The sequence below is a fragment of the Desulfobotulus alkaliphilus genome, from assembly GCF_007830435.1.
Classification (GTDB): domain Bacteria; phylum Desulfobacterota; class Desulfobacteria; order Desulfobacterales; family ASO4-4; genus Desulfobotulus; species Desulfobotulus alkaliphilus.
The window spans coordinates 20,058-36,194 of sequence record NZ_VLLC01000006.1 but is presented as its reverse complement, the minus strand read 5'-3'; the positions used below and the strand labels follow the sequence as shown (position 1 = coordinate 36,194).

General features: G+C 56.4%; 6 protein-coding genes. 2 read left to right on the top strand and 4 right to left on the bottom strand.

The genetic code is table 11. The annotated features are described in order from the left end of the window. Positions 1 to 29: 29 nt before the first annotated feature. The gene (locus LZ24_RS05175; RefSeq protein ID WP_144683056.1) at positions 30 to 11,318 is read left to right on the top strand and encodes a type I polyketide synthase; all 11,289 of its coding nucleotides are present in this window, start codon (positions 30 to 32) and stop codon (positions 11,316 to 11,318) included. 195 nt (positions 11,319 to 11,513) lie between these two features. On the opposite strand, the gene LZ24_RS18040 is transcribed toward LZ24_RS05175, so the two are convergent. The 3 genes from LZ24_RS18040 to LZ24_RS05165 all read right to left on the bottom strand — a co-directional run bounded on the left by LZ24_RS18040 (position 11,514) and on the right by LZ24_RS05165 (position 13,088). Next, positions 11,514 to 11,687: a four helix bundle suffix domain-containing protein gene (locus tag LZ24_RS18040; protein WP_222427539.1), complete on the bottom strand. Its 174-nt coding sequence runs from the start codon at positions 11,685 to 11,687 to the stop codon at positions 11,514 to 11,516. Continuing rightward, entirely contained in the window at positions 11,626 to 12,024 is a 399-nt protein-coding gene (locus tag LZ24_RS17530) for a four helix bundle protein (RefSeq protein ID WP_407923300.1), read from the bottom strand. Before LZ24_RS17530 ends, LZ24_RS18040 begins: the two co-directional genes overlap by 62 nt. Positions 12,025 to 12,266: 242 nt before the next feature. Then, complete coding sequence (locus LZ24_RS05165; RefSeq protein ID WP_144683054.1) at positions 12,267 to 13,088, bottom strand: mechanosensitive ion channel family protein; 822 nt, start codon at positions 13,086 to 13,088, stop codon at positions 12,267 to 12,269. Between the two features lie 488 nt (positions 13,089 to 13,576). Here LZ24_RS05165 and cydC point away from each other — a divergent pair, with 488 nt between their 5' ends. Beyond that, entirely contained in the window at positions 13,577 to 15,283 is a 1,707-nt protein-coding gene (gene cydC / locus LZ24_RS05160; RefSeq protein ID WP_144683052.1) for a thiol reductant ABC exporter subunit CydC, read from the top strand. A gap of 52 nt (positions 15,284 to 15,335) precedes the next feature. On the opposite strand, the gene LZ24_RS05155 is transcribed toward cydC, so the two are convergent. Beyond that, positions 15,336 to 16,076: a substrate-binding periplasmic protein gene (locus LZ24_RS05155; RefSeq protein ID WP_144683050.1), complete on the bottom strand. Its 741-nt coding sequence runs from the start codon at positions 16,074 to 16,076 to the stop codon at positions 15,336 to 15,338. Positions 16,077 to 16,137 lie beyond the last annotated feature (61 nt).

The window sequence follows — 16,137 nt, the reverse complement described above, 5'->3', positions numbered from 1 at the left end:
GGCCCCGCCATAAAGGAGAAAAAAAGCCCATGCAGAGACTACTGGATTCCCGCCTTCCCCTGCTTGCCTGTCTGCCCCAGAAAGTTTTTAACCTCAGCTACATGGAAAGCCTGCACAGGGGAGGGGCCCTTCCGGTTCTGGATGCGGAGTTCATGGACACCGAAACCCTTCTGGAGGCAGGCAGGACGCTGGATGAAAAAAACATCCTCTTTGCCATCCGGGTTCCCCTTTCCCGAAAAGACCTTTTGGAGAAGCTTAAAAAAAATCCCCCCCGGTATCTGGAAGCCCTTATTTTTTCCTATGATTTTGAGGATGCCTTAAAGAATCTGGATCTGAAAGCCTGGCCCGTCAAACGTCTTCTGGAGATCAAACACACGGGCCACGGCCCGGAGCTTTCCCGCATGGGTGTTCATGGGCTGGTCTTGAAGGGCCTTGAGGCCGGAGGCTCCGTTTCCCGGCACACGGCCCTCATTCTCATGCAGGAGTATCTTGAGGCAAGTGATCTTCCCCTTTTTATCCACGGAGGGGTGGGCATGCACACGGCAGCGGGTTTTTTCAGTGCAGGAGCCAGCGGCCTTGTGCTGGATGCCCAGCTCTGGCTCTGCCGGGAATCTCCCCTTGGGGAGAATTTCCGCAAACTTCTCCATGGCATGGAGGATCTCGACACCCTGCTGCTGGAAGGGCCGGAAGGTTCCCGCTACCGCTTTTTTGCAAGGCTCGGCACCCGTGTGGCCCAGGATCTGAAAAAGCTGGAGCCCCGCTTTGTGCTGGGTGCGGATCAGAAAAGCGAAGAAGCCCGCATCCTTTCTGAAACCCTGAAGGAAAAAATGGCCGATCTTTCCGATGGGTCTGCGGAAAGCGTGCAGAGTCTTTTTTATCTGGGGCAGGATGCCGTGTTTGCAAGGCATTTTCTTCGCAGGGGCGACGGTGTGGAAGCCATGATCCACGGGCTTTTTGAGGAAGTGAGAAAAAGCCTTGCCGTTCTGGAAACGGCCGACCCCTTACGGGCCGGAAGTCCCCTGGCGATGGAGCACGGGGTGAGGTACCCCATCATGCAGGGCCCCATGGCCAACATCAGCGACAATGCGGACTTTGCCGAGAAGGTGGCAGAGGCCGGAGGCCTTCCCTTTTTTGCCATGGGCAGCCTGCCTGTTCCACTGGCGGAAACCATGCTGGAAAAGGCTTCGGAAAAGGGCATTCCCTGCGGTGCGGGGCTCATCGGCATTGAGGCCTTCAACCGCCACCTTACCGAGCACATGGACCTTACCCGCAAATTCAACATTCCCTTTGCCCTTATCGCAGGGGGAAGCCCCGCCCAGGTGCGGGAGCTGGAAGCCTCCGGTATCCGCACCTACCTGCATACCCCCGCCACCCGCATGCTGGAAAATGCCCTTGTCGGCGGGGTGTCCCGTTTCATTCTGGAAGGTACGGAGTGCGGCGGCCATGTGGGCTCCCTCTCAAGCCTTGTGCTCTGGGAAATGGGCACGGAGCTTTTGTCTCAGCTGGATGACGCTGCATTACAGGAAAAAACCCTTGTGTATGCAGGGGGCATTTCCACGGAAGCGGCCTCCCATTTCATCTCCGGCATGGCCGCAGGTCTTTCCCAAAGGGGCCTTAAGATCGGCATTCAGGTGGGCACGGCCTATCTTTTCACCCGTGAGATTGTGGAAACGGGCGCTCTCCATGCCCGGTATCAGAAGGAAGTGCTGCACCAGAAGGAAACCCAGGTGATTGGCCGCACCGTAGGCCTTCCCTCCCGCACGCTGGCCAGCCCCTTTTCCCTCAGAATGCGGGAGCTGGAGCACAGCCGCATGGAAAAGGGCGATCCCCTTTCCGGGCGGAAAGATGCCTTTGAAAAGGACAACATGGGCTCCCTTCTCATTGCAGCCAAGGGCATGGTGCCGGATTTTTCCGGAAAAAGTCTCGAATGCGAGATGCTTAAAGAAGAGGACATCTTTGAAAAGGGCAACTTCTGCGTGGGCGATTCCCTGGTCTTCTTCCAGGATACCTGCACCATACAATCCATTCACGCTCATCTTTTTGAGAACAAGACGGCCCTGCGGCGGCATCTCGACAGTCTGGAACGGCTCACCCGGCCCGATGGGGAAATTTATGATGAAATCGCCGTGGTGGGCATGGGCTGTGTGCTGCCGGATGCTCCTTCGCCAGAGGCTTTCTGGGAGAATATCTTAAACCGCCATGTTTCCATCCGGAAGATGGAGGAAAGTCGCCTGCCGACCCTCTATGTGAGTGAGGATAAAGGTGCGGAAGATAAAAGCTACACCTCGGTTGCTGCCGATGTTCGGGGTTTTACCTTTGATCCGGTCACATATGGGCTGGATGCCAAAACCGGAGCCCGCCTTTCCCGCAGTCAGCAGCTGGTTCTGGAAGCCGCGTATCAGGCAGCCAACTCCGGTGGATTTTCTGTGCAAAACAGTAAGGGGAGTAAAACCCTTCCTTTAGAAACGCCTGTGATTCTTGCTTCCTGCCTTGGCAATGAACTCACCCATGATCTGCACATGAAATACTGGACTCCGGAAATCCTTTCTGTCCTGAAAGACCTGCCGGAGTTTGAAGCCCTTGAAGAAGGGGAAAAGGCGGCTCTGGTGAAAGAGATCCGGGAAAGCCTTGCGGGAAAATTCCGCAATGAGCCGCCGGATACGGCTGTCCTCAACATCGAGGCCAGCCGGGTAGCCGCCTGCCTGGGAGTGGAAGGCCCCAACTATCTCATCGACGCGGCCTGTGCCACCAGCTTTGCGGCCTTGGACTGCGCCATGCAGGAGCTTCTTTCCGGCAGGGCCCAGGCGGCCATCGTGGGAGGCATCAATACCAACCTTGCTCCGGAAACCTTTGTGGGCTTTTCCAAGATGGGCGCTTTGTCCGCCCAAGGTTCCTGGCCCTTTGACGGCCGGGCCGACGGCTTTGTGCTGGGCGAAGGGGCCGTGGTTTTTATCCTGAAGCGCATGCGGGATGCTATGGCCGAAGGGGATAAAATCTTTGGCGTGATCCGGGGTATGGGCGCCAGCTCCGATGGCAAGGGCAAGGCCATTGCCGCTCCCAATGTGAAGGGGCAGATACTGGCCATGGGCCGAGCCTTTGAAAACATGAAACGGCCCGCTTCGCCCGAGGCCGTCACCTTTCTGGAAGCCCACGGCACCTCCACCCGCATGGGCGATGCGGCAGAACTTGAAAGCGTGAAGGGTTTTTATGGCAAAAACCCAAGCCTTGGGGTGAGTTCCGCCAAAAGTCAGGTGGGCCATCTTCTGGGAGGGGCCGGAGCCGCAGGACTTTTAAAGGCTCTTCTGGCTCTGAACCACCGTATCCTCCCGCCCAACGGGGATTTTGAGGCACTGGGGCCGGTGCACGATCTTTCGGGAACGGGCATCTTTGTGGTGAAGGAGGCCTCTCCCTGGCCTTCAGAAAAAGACCAGCCACTACTGGCTGCGGTCAGCGCCTATGGCTTCGGAGGCATCAACTACCACTGCGTGCTGGAAGCCCCCACCCCAGATTACAGGCCCCTTAAGCGGGAGGTGTTTCCCGACCTTTCCTTTGATCCCAATGATCAGCGCATCGTGGTGGCGGGCATGGGGCTGGTGCTGCCCGGAACCGGGGATGAAGAAAGCTTCATGGAAACCATGGCTTCGGGAAAAAGCCTTCTCACGGAAAAAGCCCATCTGGGCTTTGATGCAAAAACCTATGCCGAAGAAGACAGGGAATACCGCATTCCCTTCCTCAAAGCCGGTCTGTGCAGGGATTTCACCTTTGATGCCATGCGTTTTCGCATTCCGCCCAAAAGCCTTGCCTTCATTGACAGAGGCCAGCTTCTGGCCCTTACGGCGGCGGATCGGGCCATCCGTGGGGCGGGTCTGGAAGAGGCGCTGAAAACTCCCGCCAACCGGGTCGGGGTGATGCTGGGTGCCATATCCAGTACCCGGCATGTGGAAAACATTCTCCGCATCCGCCTTGATTTTGTGGCGGCCTGCATGGAAAAAACCAAGGGCCTTTCTCCGGAAAAAAGTGCAAGGCTGGCGGAAGCCCTGACCGCCGTCTTCCGCAAACGGCTGCCGCCCAATACGGAAGACACCACACCGGGGCTGCTCACCAATATCGTGTCCGGCAGGGTGGCCAATGTGCTGAACTGCAACGGCCCCAATTTCACCGTGGATGCGGCCTGCGCCTCTTCGGGCTTTGCCCTGCGGGCAGCCATGATGCACCTTGTGTCCGGCCGCTGCGATTATGTGATCAGCGGTGGGGTGGATTCGGCCTTTTATCCTGCGGCCCTCCTCGTTTTCAAGCGTCTGGGTCTGCTTTCAAAGGACGGTACCCGCTTCTGGGACAAGGGCAAGTCTCAAGGCGTGAACCTCTCGGAAGGGGCTGCGGTGCAGGTGCTCACCACCTATGGGAAAGCAAAGGAAAAGGGGCTTCCCATTTTAGGAGAAATCCGCAGCATTGCCATGGCCTCCAGAGCGGGAGAAAGTGTTTTCGCCCTTTCAGAAAATCTGCTGGCAAGGGAAATGCGGGCAGCCTACCGGGAAGCGGGCATGCTGCCTTCGGACCTGCACCACCTCGATCCCTTCGGCTTTGGCCACAGAATTCCGGACAGCATGGAAAAACGGGCCGTGCACATGGGCCTTGACGGTGCCTCCGGCATTTCCTTTGGCAATATCAAGCCGGAATACGGGTATTACAAAGGAGCCAATCCCGCCATTATCCTTTCCCGGCTCCTTCTCATGCAAAAAAACAGAAAAAGACTGCCCCACCACAGTTTTGATCCGGAAACCACCCTCATGGAAGCGGGCGGTCCTCTGGTGAGCCCGGATGCGGCCGAAGATTTTGGCCAGATGCGAAGACCGGCCCTTGCCACCAACCTCCATGGCTTTGGGGGCAACCATGGGCATATGGTGGTTTCTGCCCTGCCGCCCTTCCTCCGGAAAGAAGAGGCCGGAAAAGAAGAAAGGCGGACCGATTCCCTGCAGCCCTCTCTGGCCCTGCCAGCCACCCTTAGCGGGATGTCCGTGCTCCTTTCCGGTCAGGGAGCCCAGAAGGTGGGCATGATGAGGGAGCTCTACGGAGCCTATCCTGAAATCCGCAGCCTCGGGGATGGGGCGGAAAGGCTCTTTCAGGCAAAACGGGGAAAAAGTCTCTTACGCCTGATGTTTGAAGGAAAGGGCGGGGATCTTAACCACACGGAAAACACCCAGCCTGCGGTATTTCTCGCTTCTGCTGCCATCCACAGCCTGCTTGTGAAAAAGGGCCTGAAACCCGATGCCTGGCTGGGCCACAGCCTTGGGGAATATACGGCCCTCTTTGCCTCGGGCGCTTTAGATTTTGATGCGGCCTTTTCTCTGGTGCTCACCCGCTCTTCTCTGATGCAGCGGGCCGCAGGGGATTTTCCCGGCAGCATCATGGCCGTTTTCAAAGGGCCGCAGGAGGTGGCGGATCTGATTACGGCCTTCAATGCCGAAGGGGTGTACATCGCCAACAAGAACGCCCCCGGTCAGACCGTGGTTTCCGGTGAAAAAACGGCCATGCTGCGCTTTGGGGAGTTTCTTACCCAGAAAAGTGTGCTTTTCCGCAAACTGAACCTTTCCGGAGCCTTTCACACGCCGCTCTTTGCCGATGCCGCCAAAGGCATGGCCAAGGCCCTCGCTCCCTTGCGTTTTCAGACCCAAGCCTTGCCCCGCATCATCTCCAATGTCACGGCAAAACCCTATCCCGAAGATGAGAACGCGGTAAAGGCGCTTCTCACCCGGCAGATGGTTTCTCCCGTGGAGTTCATGGAAGGGGTGCGCCACCTCTATGATCAGGGCTGCCGCTCCTTCCTTGAGGTGGGGCCGGGCAATCTTCTGGCCCGTCTGGTGGACAGCCACCGTCTGGAAGGGCTGGATCTGCGCTCTGCCATTGACCCCAAAAAGGGTGAAACCGCCAGCATGGAGGCCCTGCTCGTAAGCCTTGGCAGGGAAAAAGCCCTTTCTGAAAAAAGAGAGATGCCGCCACAGCCCAAGAACCATACCACCGGAAATCAGACCCAAGTCAGGGGAAATGCCGCCATGAAAAAGGATCAAACCCAAGGGTTTGCCGCATTTTTAGAGGCCAACCGCAGCCGCATGGAAGCTGCCCTTTTGGAGGAATATGAGAAAGAGCAGGAAGGCCTTCGCCTGAAAGCCTATGAAAATTTTGGTTTCTACACAGGAGCTGTTTCCATTGCAGGGGTTTCCGTGGGTCTTCCCGGAAGCGGCAGGGCCGTTTTTTCCGATGATCATTTTGACAGTCTCATACAGGGGCAGAATTTTATTGAAGCACTGGGGCAGGAAGAAAAGGAGGCCATGTTCCAGCGCAAAATCCGCAGGCTGCACAAAACGCCGGAAGGCAACGCCCGTTTTGTGGACATCGCCTCCACGGACGAGGTGATCCACCTTGCGGGGAAACTCGGCTTCTTTGATCCGGAAGGGGAGTATGGTCTGGAAAAGGGGCAGGACATCAGCATTGCCCTTGCCATGGCCGCAGGTCTGGAAGCCCTGAAGGATGCCCGCATTCCCCTGCTGGAAGGCCAGACCAGGGCAGGCTCCCGCCTTGCCGGAGAGGAGCTGGCCCTGCCCGCATCCATGCAGGAGACAACCGGCGTCATCTTCACCGGCCTTTTCCCCGGATGGGAAACCCTCATCCATGAAATGGAGGCCTTCCAGCAGCACCGCTATCAGGACGGGCCGGGTCGGGCCCTTGAAAGCCTCTACTATGATCTCATGGAAAACATCGGCGAGCGCAATCTCAAACAAAGGGTGGCGGGCTGGTTCCACGCCATCCGTCCCCTCTGGGAGAAAAAGGAGCCTTACCGCTTTGACAGCACCTTCCTCGACAAAATCACCCCCCTTGCCTCGGCCCACTTTGCCAAGCTGATCCGGGCCCGTGGCCCCAATGTGCATCTCAGCGGTGCCTGTGCTTCCACCACCCAGGCCATTGCCGTGGCCGAAGACTGGATTCGCAGCGGCCGCTGTGAACGGGTGGTGGTGATTGGTTCGGAAACCGCCACGGCCTCGGGTCAGGGGCCATGGATCAGTGCGGGATTTTTAAGTTTAGGCGCGGCCTCCATTGAAAAGGAGATTTCCAAAGCAGCCAAACCCTTTGATGCGGATCGCAACGGCACCCTGCTGGGCGCCGGGGCCACGGCCCTTGTGGTGGAAAGAAGGGACCGTATCCGAGAGCGGGGCCTTGAGGGGCAGGCGGAAATCCTTGGCACCTTCCTTGCCAATGCGGCCTTCCACACCACCCGCATTGATGTGCCTTATCTGGCCGCAACCATGGCCCGTTTCGTGCGGCAGGTGGAGGCCCGCCATGGTCTTGATCCGAAAAGCTACGCCTCCCGCATGGTGTTCATGTCCCACGAAACCTTCACCCCTGCACGGGGCGGCAGTGCGGATGCGGAGATCGAAGCCCTGCGCGCAGCCTATGGCGGGGATGCGGCTACCATCACCATCACCAACACCAAGGGCCTCACGGGCCATACCCTGGGGGCGGCCATTGAAGACGCCGTGATGGTGAAAGCCCTGCAAAGGGGCCAGACCCCGCCCGTGGCCCATCTGAAGAAGGTGCCCGAGCATTTCAGCGATCTGAAATTCAGCCGTGGAGAAAAGGGAGACTTCCAGTACGGCCTGCATTTTTCCGCAGGTTTTGGCTCCCATTTTGCCCTGCTCATGGTGAAGCGCACGGAAGAACGGGCCACGGAAAATAACGCCGCCTATGAGGCTTGGCTTTCCGCCATCTCCGGCATGGAAAAGCCCGCCCTCAAGATGAAAAACCGGGTGCTGGTGCTGGCAACGGCTCCGGGTTTTTCCGGAGAAAGCCTTCCCGCTGTTGCCGGGGAAAAAGCGCCCGCGCCCCCTGTGAAGGCAAAAGTGGCAAAGGCAGCGCCGAAGGTCTCTTCCCGGGTGAAGATTCTGGAAGAGATCCGGAACATCCTTTCCGAACAGACGGGCTATGGCACGGACATGCTGGCCGAAGATCTCGACCTGGAGGCGGATCTGGGAATTGATACGGTGAAACAGGTGGAGATTTTCTCCAAGGTCATGGGGCATTTTGGCCTTGGAACCAAAGAGGACGCGCCTTTGCGGGAGCTTTCCACCTTAGGGAAAATTGCCGACTACATTGCGGCCCAGTCGGGCGCAGTTTCCCTTGAGGAAAAAGAGGTGGCAGAAATTTCTGCCGCAGGTGCTTCCGGCAGAGAACATATTCTGGAAGAAATCCGGAACATCCTCTCCGAACAGACGGGCTATGGCACGGACATGCTGGCGGAAGATCTTGACCTGGAGGCGGATCTCGGCATTGATACGGTGAAGCAGGTGGAGATTTTCTCTAAGGTCATGGGCCATTTTGGCCTTGGGGCCAAAGAGGATGCGCCTTTGCGGGAACTTTCCACCTTAGGGAAAATTGCGGACTACATTGCGGCCCAGTCGGGCGCGGTATCCCTTGAAGAAAAAGAGGTGGCAGAAGTTTCTGCCCCAGGTGCTTCCGGCAGAGAACATATTCTTGAAGAAATCCGGAACATCCTCTCCGAGCAGACGGGCTACGGCACGGACATGCTGGCGGAAGATCTCGACCTGGAGGCGGATCTGGGAATTGATACGGTGAAACAGGTGGAGATTTTCTCTAAGGTCATGGGGCATTTTGGCCTTGGGGCCGAAGAGGATGCGCCTTTGCGGGAGCTTTCCACCTTAGGGAAAATTGCCGACTACATTGCGGCCCAGAAGGGGGCCAGCGCCCCCGAAGAAGACGGAAGGCAGGCGAATTCCATTGCGGAATCTCCCGGAAGCGAAGACGATTCTTCTCTTCTTCCGGCAGACCCCGGCCACAGTGAAAAAGGGCTTTTCCGTTTTGTGCCGGATGTACGCAAAGCTCCTGCGGAAGCAGGCCCCCGTTTTGGCATTTCCGGCCGCAAGGTGCTGGTGACCTTAGACGATCAGGGCCTTGCCGCACCGGTAGTGGAAGCCCTTGAAGCCGCAGGTGCTGTAATCCTCACCGCAGGCCGGGACAGGGGCGATTATCTCCTTGAAGACCGGGATGCGGAAAAAAGCGCCCTGCTCTTTGGGGAAATTGCCAAAGAGCATCCGGATCTCTGCGGCCTTGTGCTGCTCCACCCCCTGAATACCGAGGTGCCAGAAGGCCGTGAGCGCATGCCCGCCGCCCTCTTTACCGTCATCCATGCCCTGCGGGAGTCTTTAAACCGGCAGGGAGCCTTCATTGCCATGCCCGCCTTCCAGTCCGTGATCTTTCCTACGGCCATGGGCATCCGGGAAGGCGAGATGCGTCCGGATCCGGTGCAGGCGGCCTTTTCCGGCTTTCTGAAGAGCCTTGCCCGGGAATTTCCCCATACCCGCATCAAGGTTACGGATTTCGGGGACAGGCGCTTTGATGCCCCCTCCATGGCCAGCCGCTTTGTGAAGGAACTCCTCACCGGCGATGGTCGGGTGGAAACGGGCTTTGTGGGAGAAACCCGCTTCCTGCCCACCCTCCTTGAAAAAAAGGCTCAGGGGCAAAAGAACATCCTTTCCGGCTGCACCGTCCTTGTCACCGGCGGGGCAGGGGGCATCACCTTTGAGATGGTGAAGGCCCTTGCGGAGGAAGAAAAGGATGTGGCCTTTATCCTTGTGGGCCGTTCGGATTTAAAGGATCTCACTCCGGATACGGCAGGGCTTTCCTTAAAGGATCTCATGGCCCGTCTGGCGGAGAAGATGCCGGGGCTGTCTCCCCTGCACCTGAAAAAAACCGCAGAACGCATGCAGGGCCTGCACCGCACGGCGGAGCGTCTTCGTCTTCTGGAGGAAAAGGGCGTTTCCGTACGCTATGTGTCTGCGGACGTGACGGATGCTGCCGCCGTTCAGAAACTGGCCGAAAGCTTCCCGGAGGTGGATGCCATCATCCACGGGGCGGGTGTGGAGGAATCCCAGGTCTTTGATAAGAAAACTCTGGATTCCTTCCTCCGGGTCTTCACGCCCAAGGTCAGGGGTATGGCCCATCTGCTGAAAGCCTTCTCCGGCCATGATCTGAAGGCGATTTTCGCCTTTTCCTCGGTCACGGCGCGCTTTGGCAACGCCGGTCAGTGTGATTACACTGCAGCCAACGACATGCTGGGCAAGATGGTGCTGGCGGAACAGGTGAAGCGGCCCCACTGCGTCACCAAGGTGCTGGCCTGGACAGCCTGGGAAGGCACGGGCATGGCCACACGGGGCTCGGTGAAAACCGTGCTGGAAAGCCGGGGCCTCACCTTCCTGCCATTAGATGCGGGAATCCGCTTCTTCCTTGGGGAGTGCCGCAGCCCCGAACCCTGCGAGGCCGTGTTCACGGGCAAAGACCGGGCCTTTGATCCCGATGGCCTGTTGCCCCTTGCCGGTCAGGGGCCGGTGCTGGATGCCTTTCTGGATGCAGGGCTGGAGCCGGACGGCAAAACGGCCCGCTTTGTCCGTACCCTGACCCTGGAGCGGGATCTTTTCCTCAAAGATCACAGCCTGGACGGCGTTCCCCTTTTCCTCGGAGCCACGGGCCTTGAAACCCTGGCCGAGGCGGCCCTTCAGGTAAGCGGCAGGCGCTATGTGACGGAAATCGAGGAATTTTCCATTCCCTATGGAATCAAGCTCTTAAAAAACCGTCCCAAACGGCTGGAAATCCGGGCCAAAGGCCCTGAAGCGGATAGCGTTACTGTAGAAATGCTCTCTTCCTTCACACGGCCCGGTTCTTCGGCAACCACGGAAACCCTGCACTATACGGGCAGGGTGCAGACGGCGGATCTGCGGCCCGGCGTGCACCTCATGGCCATTCCCGATCTGCCGGGCCTGCGCCACAAGGGCAGCCTCGGGGATCTTATCTACCGGCCCACCCGGCTTTTCATGGACGGGGTCTTCCGCAGCATTGAGTCCGTGGCGGGCTTTGACGGCAGGCAGCTTGTCACCCTGATGCGGGATCCGGGGCAGGGCTTTTTCTTTGCCGGTGTCAAGGGGCCGGATTTCAGAATCCCTGTGGTGCTGCTGGATGCCATGTTCCAGACCGGAGGCCTGTTCAACATGCTGGGAAAAGGCACGCCTGTGCTGCCCTCTTCCTTCAGCCGCATGCGGATTTTTGATATGCCCGAAGCCCGCACGGCCTATGTCTGTGTGACGGAGAAAAAGGCAGAACTGGAAAAGACGGATCTCTTTGACATGGCCCTTGTGGATGCCAACGGCCGCCTCATGGTGCGGGTGGAGGATTTTCAGATGATCCGCATTCCTGCGGCGGCGGGATTCTCCCTGGAAGGGGAGGTGGAGGCTTTTGGGGTGAAGAAGGTTTCCTGAGAGGTGGAATCTTTCTTGGATGCCCCCTATAGCCAGCTTTTTATCTTTGTAATTATTGATTATTTTATCCATCTGCCCCCTGGAGAGGGGGCAGGGTGAGTTTTTTTAAGGTCTTTAGGGTCTTTAAGGACCTTAAGGACCTTAGCAGTAAAAAAAAAGGGGGCAGGCCCGGCACACCGTAAAACCCGCCCCTTTTCATTTTAAATGCGCATCTCCTGTCTTAGACCAGCCCCCTCCATTACGACGGGCTTCCAGCCGCATGCGTGTCATCCTCTCCCGCATACCACCTTCCTTCAGAAAGGCTTCCTCAAGGGCTTTGAGCTGCCTGAAAAGCAGGTCGTCGTTCTGTTTGATGAGTACAATGGCCATGTTGGCAATGGTTTCGGGCGGCCTTGTTTTTTACCATCTGCATGAAAAAGGCACTGTCGTTGTGGTTGCGTCCCAGCCTTCGCATGGCTGCCAGCTTCACGGAATCGTCTTCCCATTGCCGGTGCCCGCGGGTTCTCAGAAAATCCTCATAGTCCATGAGCAGCTCCTGAAGGCTTGCTTTGGCAACATTGATGAGCTTGATTTCCATTTCCCCGGATGTGGCGGAAGCTGCAGAGCCTTCCACGATATTCTGTTTTCCGGAACGGGCTGCCTGCACCATCTGGTCTGTGGTGCGGTCTGCGCGCTTTAGAAAAATTGTGCAAAAGTAATAGGTTATATCATATATTGCTTCGGCTTTTTTTTAGGTAATCAGCTTTTTAAAATTGCCTTTGCGGGGAATCAGCTCTTCTTTTTTAAAGTCTTTAAGGTCATTAACGGCTTTAAAGCTGTCATTGCTGATGTTATTTTTTGTTTTCATGTTTTTGGTTCACCCCTGATGACAGGGCAGGTACAGGGCCTGTCCTGGTGAAGGCTTTCATGGCCCTGTCTTTCAGCACCTGCTATGGGTTTTCAAAGGAATCAGCGCTCAATTTTATGCAGATACACATCCTGCTGGGGAAAGGGAATGGAGATGCCTTCCGCATCAAAGCGTTTTTTCATTTTTTCATTCAGGTCAAAAAGCACGGGCCAGTAGTCGCCGCTTTTGACCCATGGCCGGACAAAAAAGTTGACGCTGCTGTCGCCTAAGGAAGAAAGGGCAATGAGGGGTTTGGGCTCTTCCAGTATGCGGCTTTCCCCGTTGAGAACCTCGGCAATCACCCCTTTGACCTTATCGATGTCGTCGCCGTAACTGACACCGAAAACCATGTCCACCCGCCGGGTTCCGGTGGCGGAATAGTTGACAATATTGTCTCCCGTGAGCTTTGCATTGGGCACAATCACCTTTTTGTTGTCCGGTGTGGTGAGCTCCGTTGTGAAAATGCCGATATCCCTGACGGTGCCAGCGGTACCGCCGCCTTCGATATAATCACCGACCCGGAAGTGGCGGAAAATGATCATGAGCACCCCGGCGGCAAAGTTGGAAAGGGAGCCCTGCAGGGCCAGACCGACGGCCAGACCGGCGGCACCGAGGATGGCGATGAAGGAGGTGGTCTGTACGCCCAGCTTTCCAAGGGCTGCGATGATCACAAAGGTCAGGATACCGAAATAAACAACGCTTGTGAAAAATCCGGAAAGTGTCGGATCAATATGGGAGCGGTCCATGGCAGCCTTCAGCATTTTTCGGATGGACTTTGCAACCATGCGACCGATGATGAAGATGGCCAGGGCGGCAAGCACCCGTAGACCGTAAAGGGCCAGAAAGCTTTGAACTTCAACGATCATGGAATCAACGGATGGCATGCGTTTTCTCCTTTGTGCGGGTTCATGTTTTTTTCTGGGTGACAGCTGGATTGGTTCTTTACGATACAGGAGCCTTACAAGGGCAGGCAAGGTTTTTTTTAGATGCCGTCTGCCCACTGGTGCGCAGGCATATGTGATGATAAATTAAGATTTTTTGAACATCTTTTAAAAAAGCCTGTTTAAAAAGCGTTCAAAAGCCGTTGGAAGATCAGGTTTGCCCCTGCCCTCTTGCCCTGGTTTTATGATATGTTCAAAACCTGTCCATAAAATGGGCATATCTGGAAAGGGTTGGGGCGGGCTGCTTTTGCCGAAGGGATGGATTTTAAAACTTATGAACATTCCCTGTTGAAAAGTCTCCAGAGGCAGGTCTTCAAGGCTGCCCACAGTAAAATGCCCGCCCGCATCATGACCTGATAGTCACCGGACCGGCAGACAGTGGCAGACTCAGCCTGCGCATCAGATTATTATTTGTAAGGAAACAGAATTCCATGGAAAAACCGGAAAAGAAAAAGAATCAGGTCCATCAGCATGGTAATTTTTTCCGTAAAAGGCCTTTGACTTTGCCGGGTCTTTTTTTTCTTCAGGGAGCGACGGGTTTTGCCGGGCTGGGTCTGGGAGTGCTGGGGCTGGGGGCGGCTGTGCTGCTTCTGGCGGTGTCGGGCTGGTTTATCACAGCAGCAGGTGTGGCGGCCCTTTCCCTTGCCACCCTGCACAGTTTTAATTACCTGCAGCCAGCCGCCCTGATTCGTCTTCTGGCCATTACCCGGACCCTTGCCCTGTACGGAGAGCGCATTGTTTCCCATGACGGGGTGCTGCGCCTTTTGCAGCATCTGCGAACCGGACTTTTTGACGGCCTTTCGGGTATCAGCCGGTTTTCCATGGCAGGTTTTGGCAGCGGAGAACTCATGCAGCGCATGCTGGCGGATCTGGACCGGCTGGATCAGTGGACCCTGCGGGGGCTTTCTCCATGGGTATGGGCTACGGGGCTTTCCGCTGTTTTTCTCGCTGTACTGCTCTGGCTTGATTCTGTCCTTGCAGTGATTTTTCTTCTTTTTATCCTTGCCGTATGGGGCTTTTTGCCCCTTTTCATCCTGCAGCCCCTTCTTCGCTGCACCCGTTTCCATACCCGAAAGGAAGGAAAACGCAGGCAGTTTCTCCTTGAGACCCTGGCAGGCCTCATTACCCTGCGTACCACAGGGGCTTTTACGGCCAGACGCAAGGCTCTGGAAGCCATGGATCAGGAAATCCACCGGAACCAGTGGCGTATGCAGGGGCTGGGTCTTCTCGGCCAGATTTTTATTCTGCTGGCCCTTTCCGCAGCCCTCTGGATGGTGGTGTTTCACGGGGGCAGGGCCGTTGAGGCCGGGCATTTTTCTGCGGCCGTGCTGGTGGGGATTGCCTGTGTGATGCTGGGACTTTCGGAAGTGTTTCTGCCCTTATCTGCAACCTTTCAGGCACTGGGCTTCACCCGTGAAGCCAGAGACAGGATTACTGCTTCCGTGGCAGACGGTAGGGAAAGAAGGGGGGGAGTGACCTTGCTGCCGGAAAAGCTATGCCTCTGCCTTGAAAATGTAAGTGCCCGTCAGAAAAATGCGGCAACGGGACCGCAGGGGGTTTCACTGACCCTGCATAGGGGCGACAGCCTCTGGATAGAAGGGCCTTCGGGCTGTGGCAAGTCCACCCTTGCTGCGGTGATGGCGGGCTGGCTGCCTCCGGAACAAGGGGAGGTCCGGGTGAACGGAACCGCCATGGCCGATGTGGAGGAAAGCTGTCTGCGCCGCCATGTGGGGCTTCTGGATCAGGATGTGCATCTTTTTCCCATGACCCTTGGGGAAAACCTTCGCCTTGCCCGCCCCCTTGCCGGGGATGATACCCTGATGGACCTGCTGGATGATGTGGCTTTGGGCGACTGGGCAAGGGAGCTTCCCGAAGGGCTGGATACGGTGATCGGGGATTACGGGACAGGGGTTTCCGGAGGTCAGGCACGGCGCCTGGCCCTTGCCCGGCTCCTTCTCATGGAAACCCCTGTGCTTATTCTGGATGAACCCTTTGAAGGTCTGGATGCGGACACGGCGGATGCCCTGCTTGTCCTGCTGCGCAGAAGGCAGCAGGAGGGGATTCTCATTGTGATCAGCCACCAGCATCTGAAGGGCAATTTCACCCATTGTCTCCGGCTGTCTGGTGGGTGCTTTTAAAATTTTCAAATGATAAACGAATGACTTTTCCAGGACTTCTCTTCACAAGTCTTTACCGCCACCGGTTCAGTATTTCCTGTAGTTTTCCGTCTTTTTCCATTTTATTAAGTGCATCTGCAATTTTTTTGGCCGTAGCATCCGGGAAATGGAGACCTGCTGCTATGTACACACGGGTAATCTCACCTATGGCAAGGCCTTCCTGCAGCAGGCTCGTATCTTCACCGATTTTACGCCAGTTATGGAAGGCAATGAAATCAGATTCTGCAATGGTGTCAAATCGTTTGTGCTGAAGCTTTTTTGCGTTGATTTCTGCATTTGGGGCTTCATCCAGTTTGTTAATACCCAGTTCCTGGAGCAGAGGGATGATCGCATGGCCCCGTACAACACCCACGGGTATACCTGCGGCCTCTCCGGCTGTAAGTACGGGGGTTGCCCTGTTAAAGGAATACAGCCGGAACTGGGTCTGGATGAGTTCTCCAAGCCACTTGAATGTATCCTCCCGTTGCGGAGAGCGTGAGAAGGGGATAATGGCATTAAGCTCATTACCCGGATTCTGTACCATCATCTGTGCCCTCAGCCAGGGGACATCCATGACAAATTTAAATTCAGGGGCTCCGTACAGGGTGGCCTCCTGAAGAATTTCCACTGTTATACCCGCGGGTTTTCCATCCACAACTCCGCAAAGGGGCATGGCATCAAGGCCGTATACCACAACCCTTTCAGCAAAAGCAGTGGTTAAGAAAAAAGGTTGAATTAAAAATAAGGCTGCAAGCATGATTCGTTTCATTTTCATAATCGGCCTCCTTTATGGATGAAAAGCTGTTTTCCTGCCCATGCTGACACTGAGATTTTGA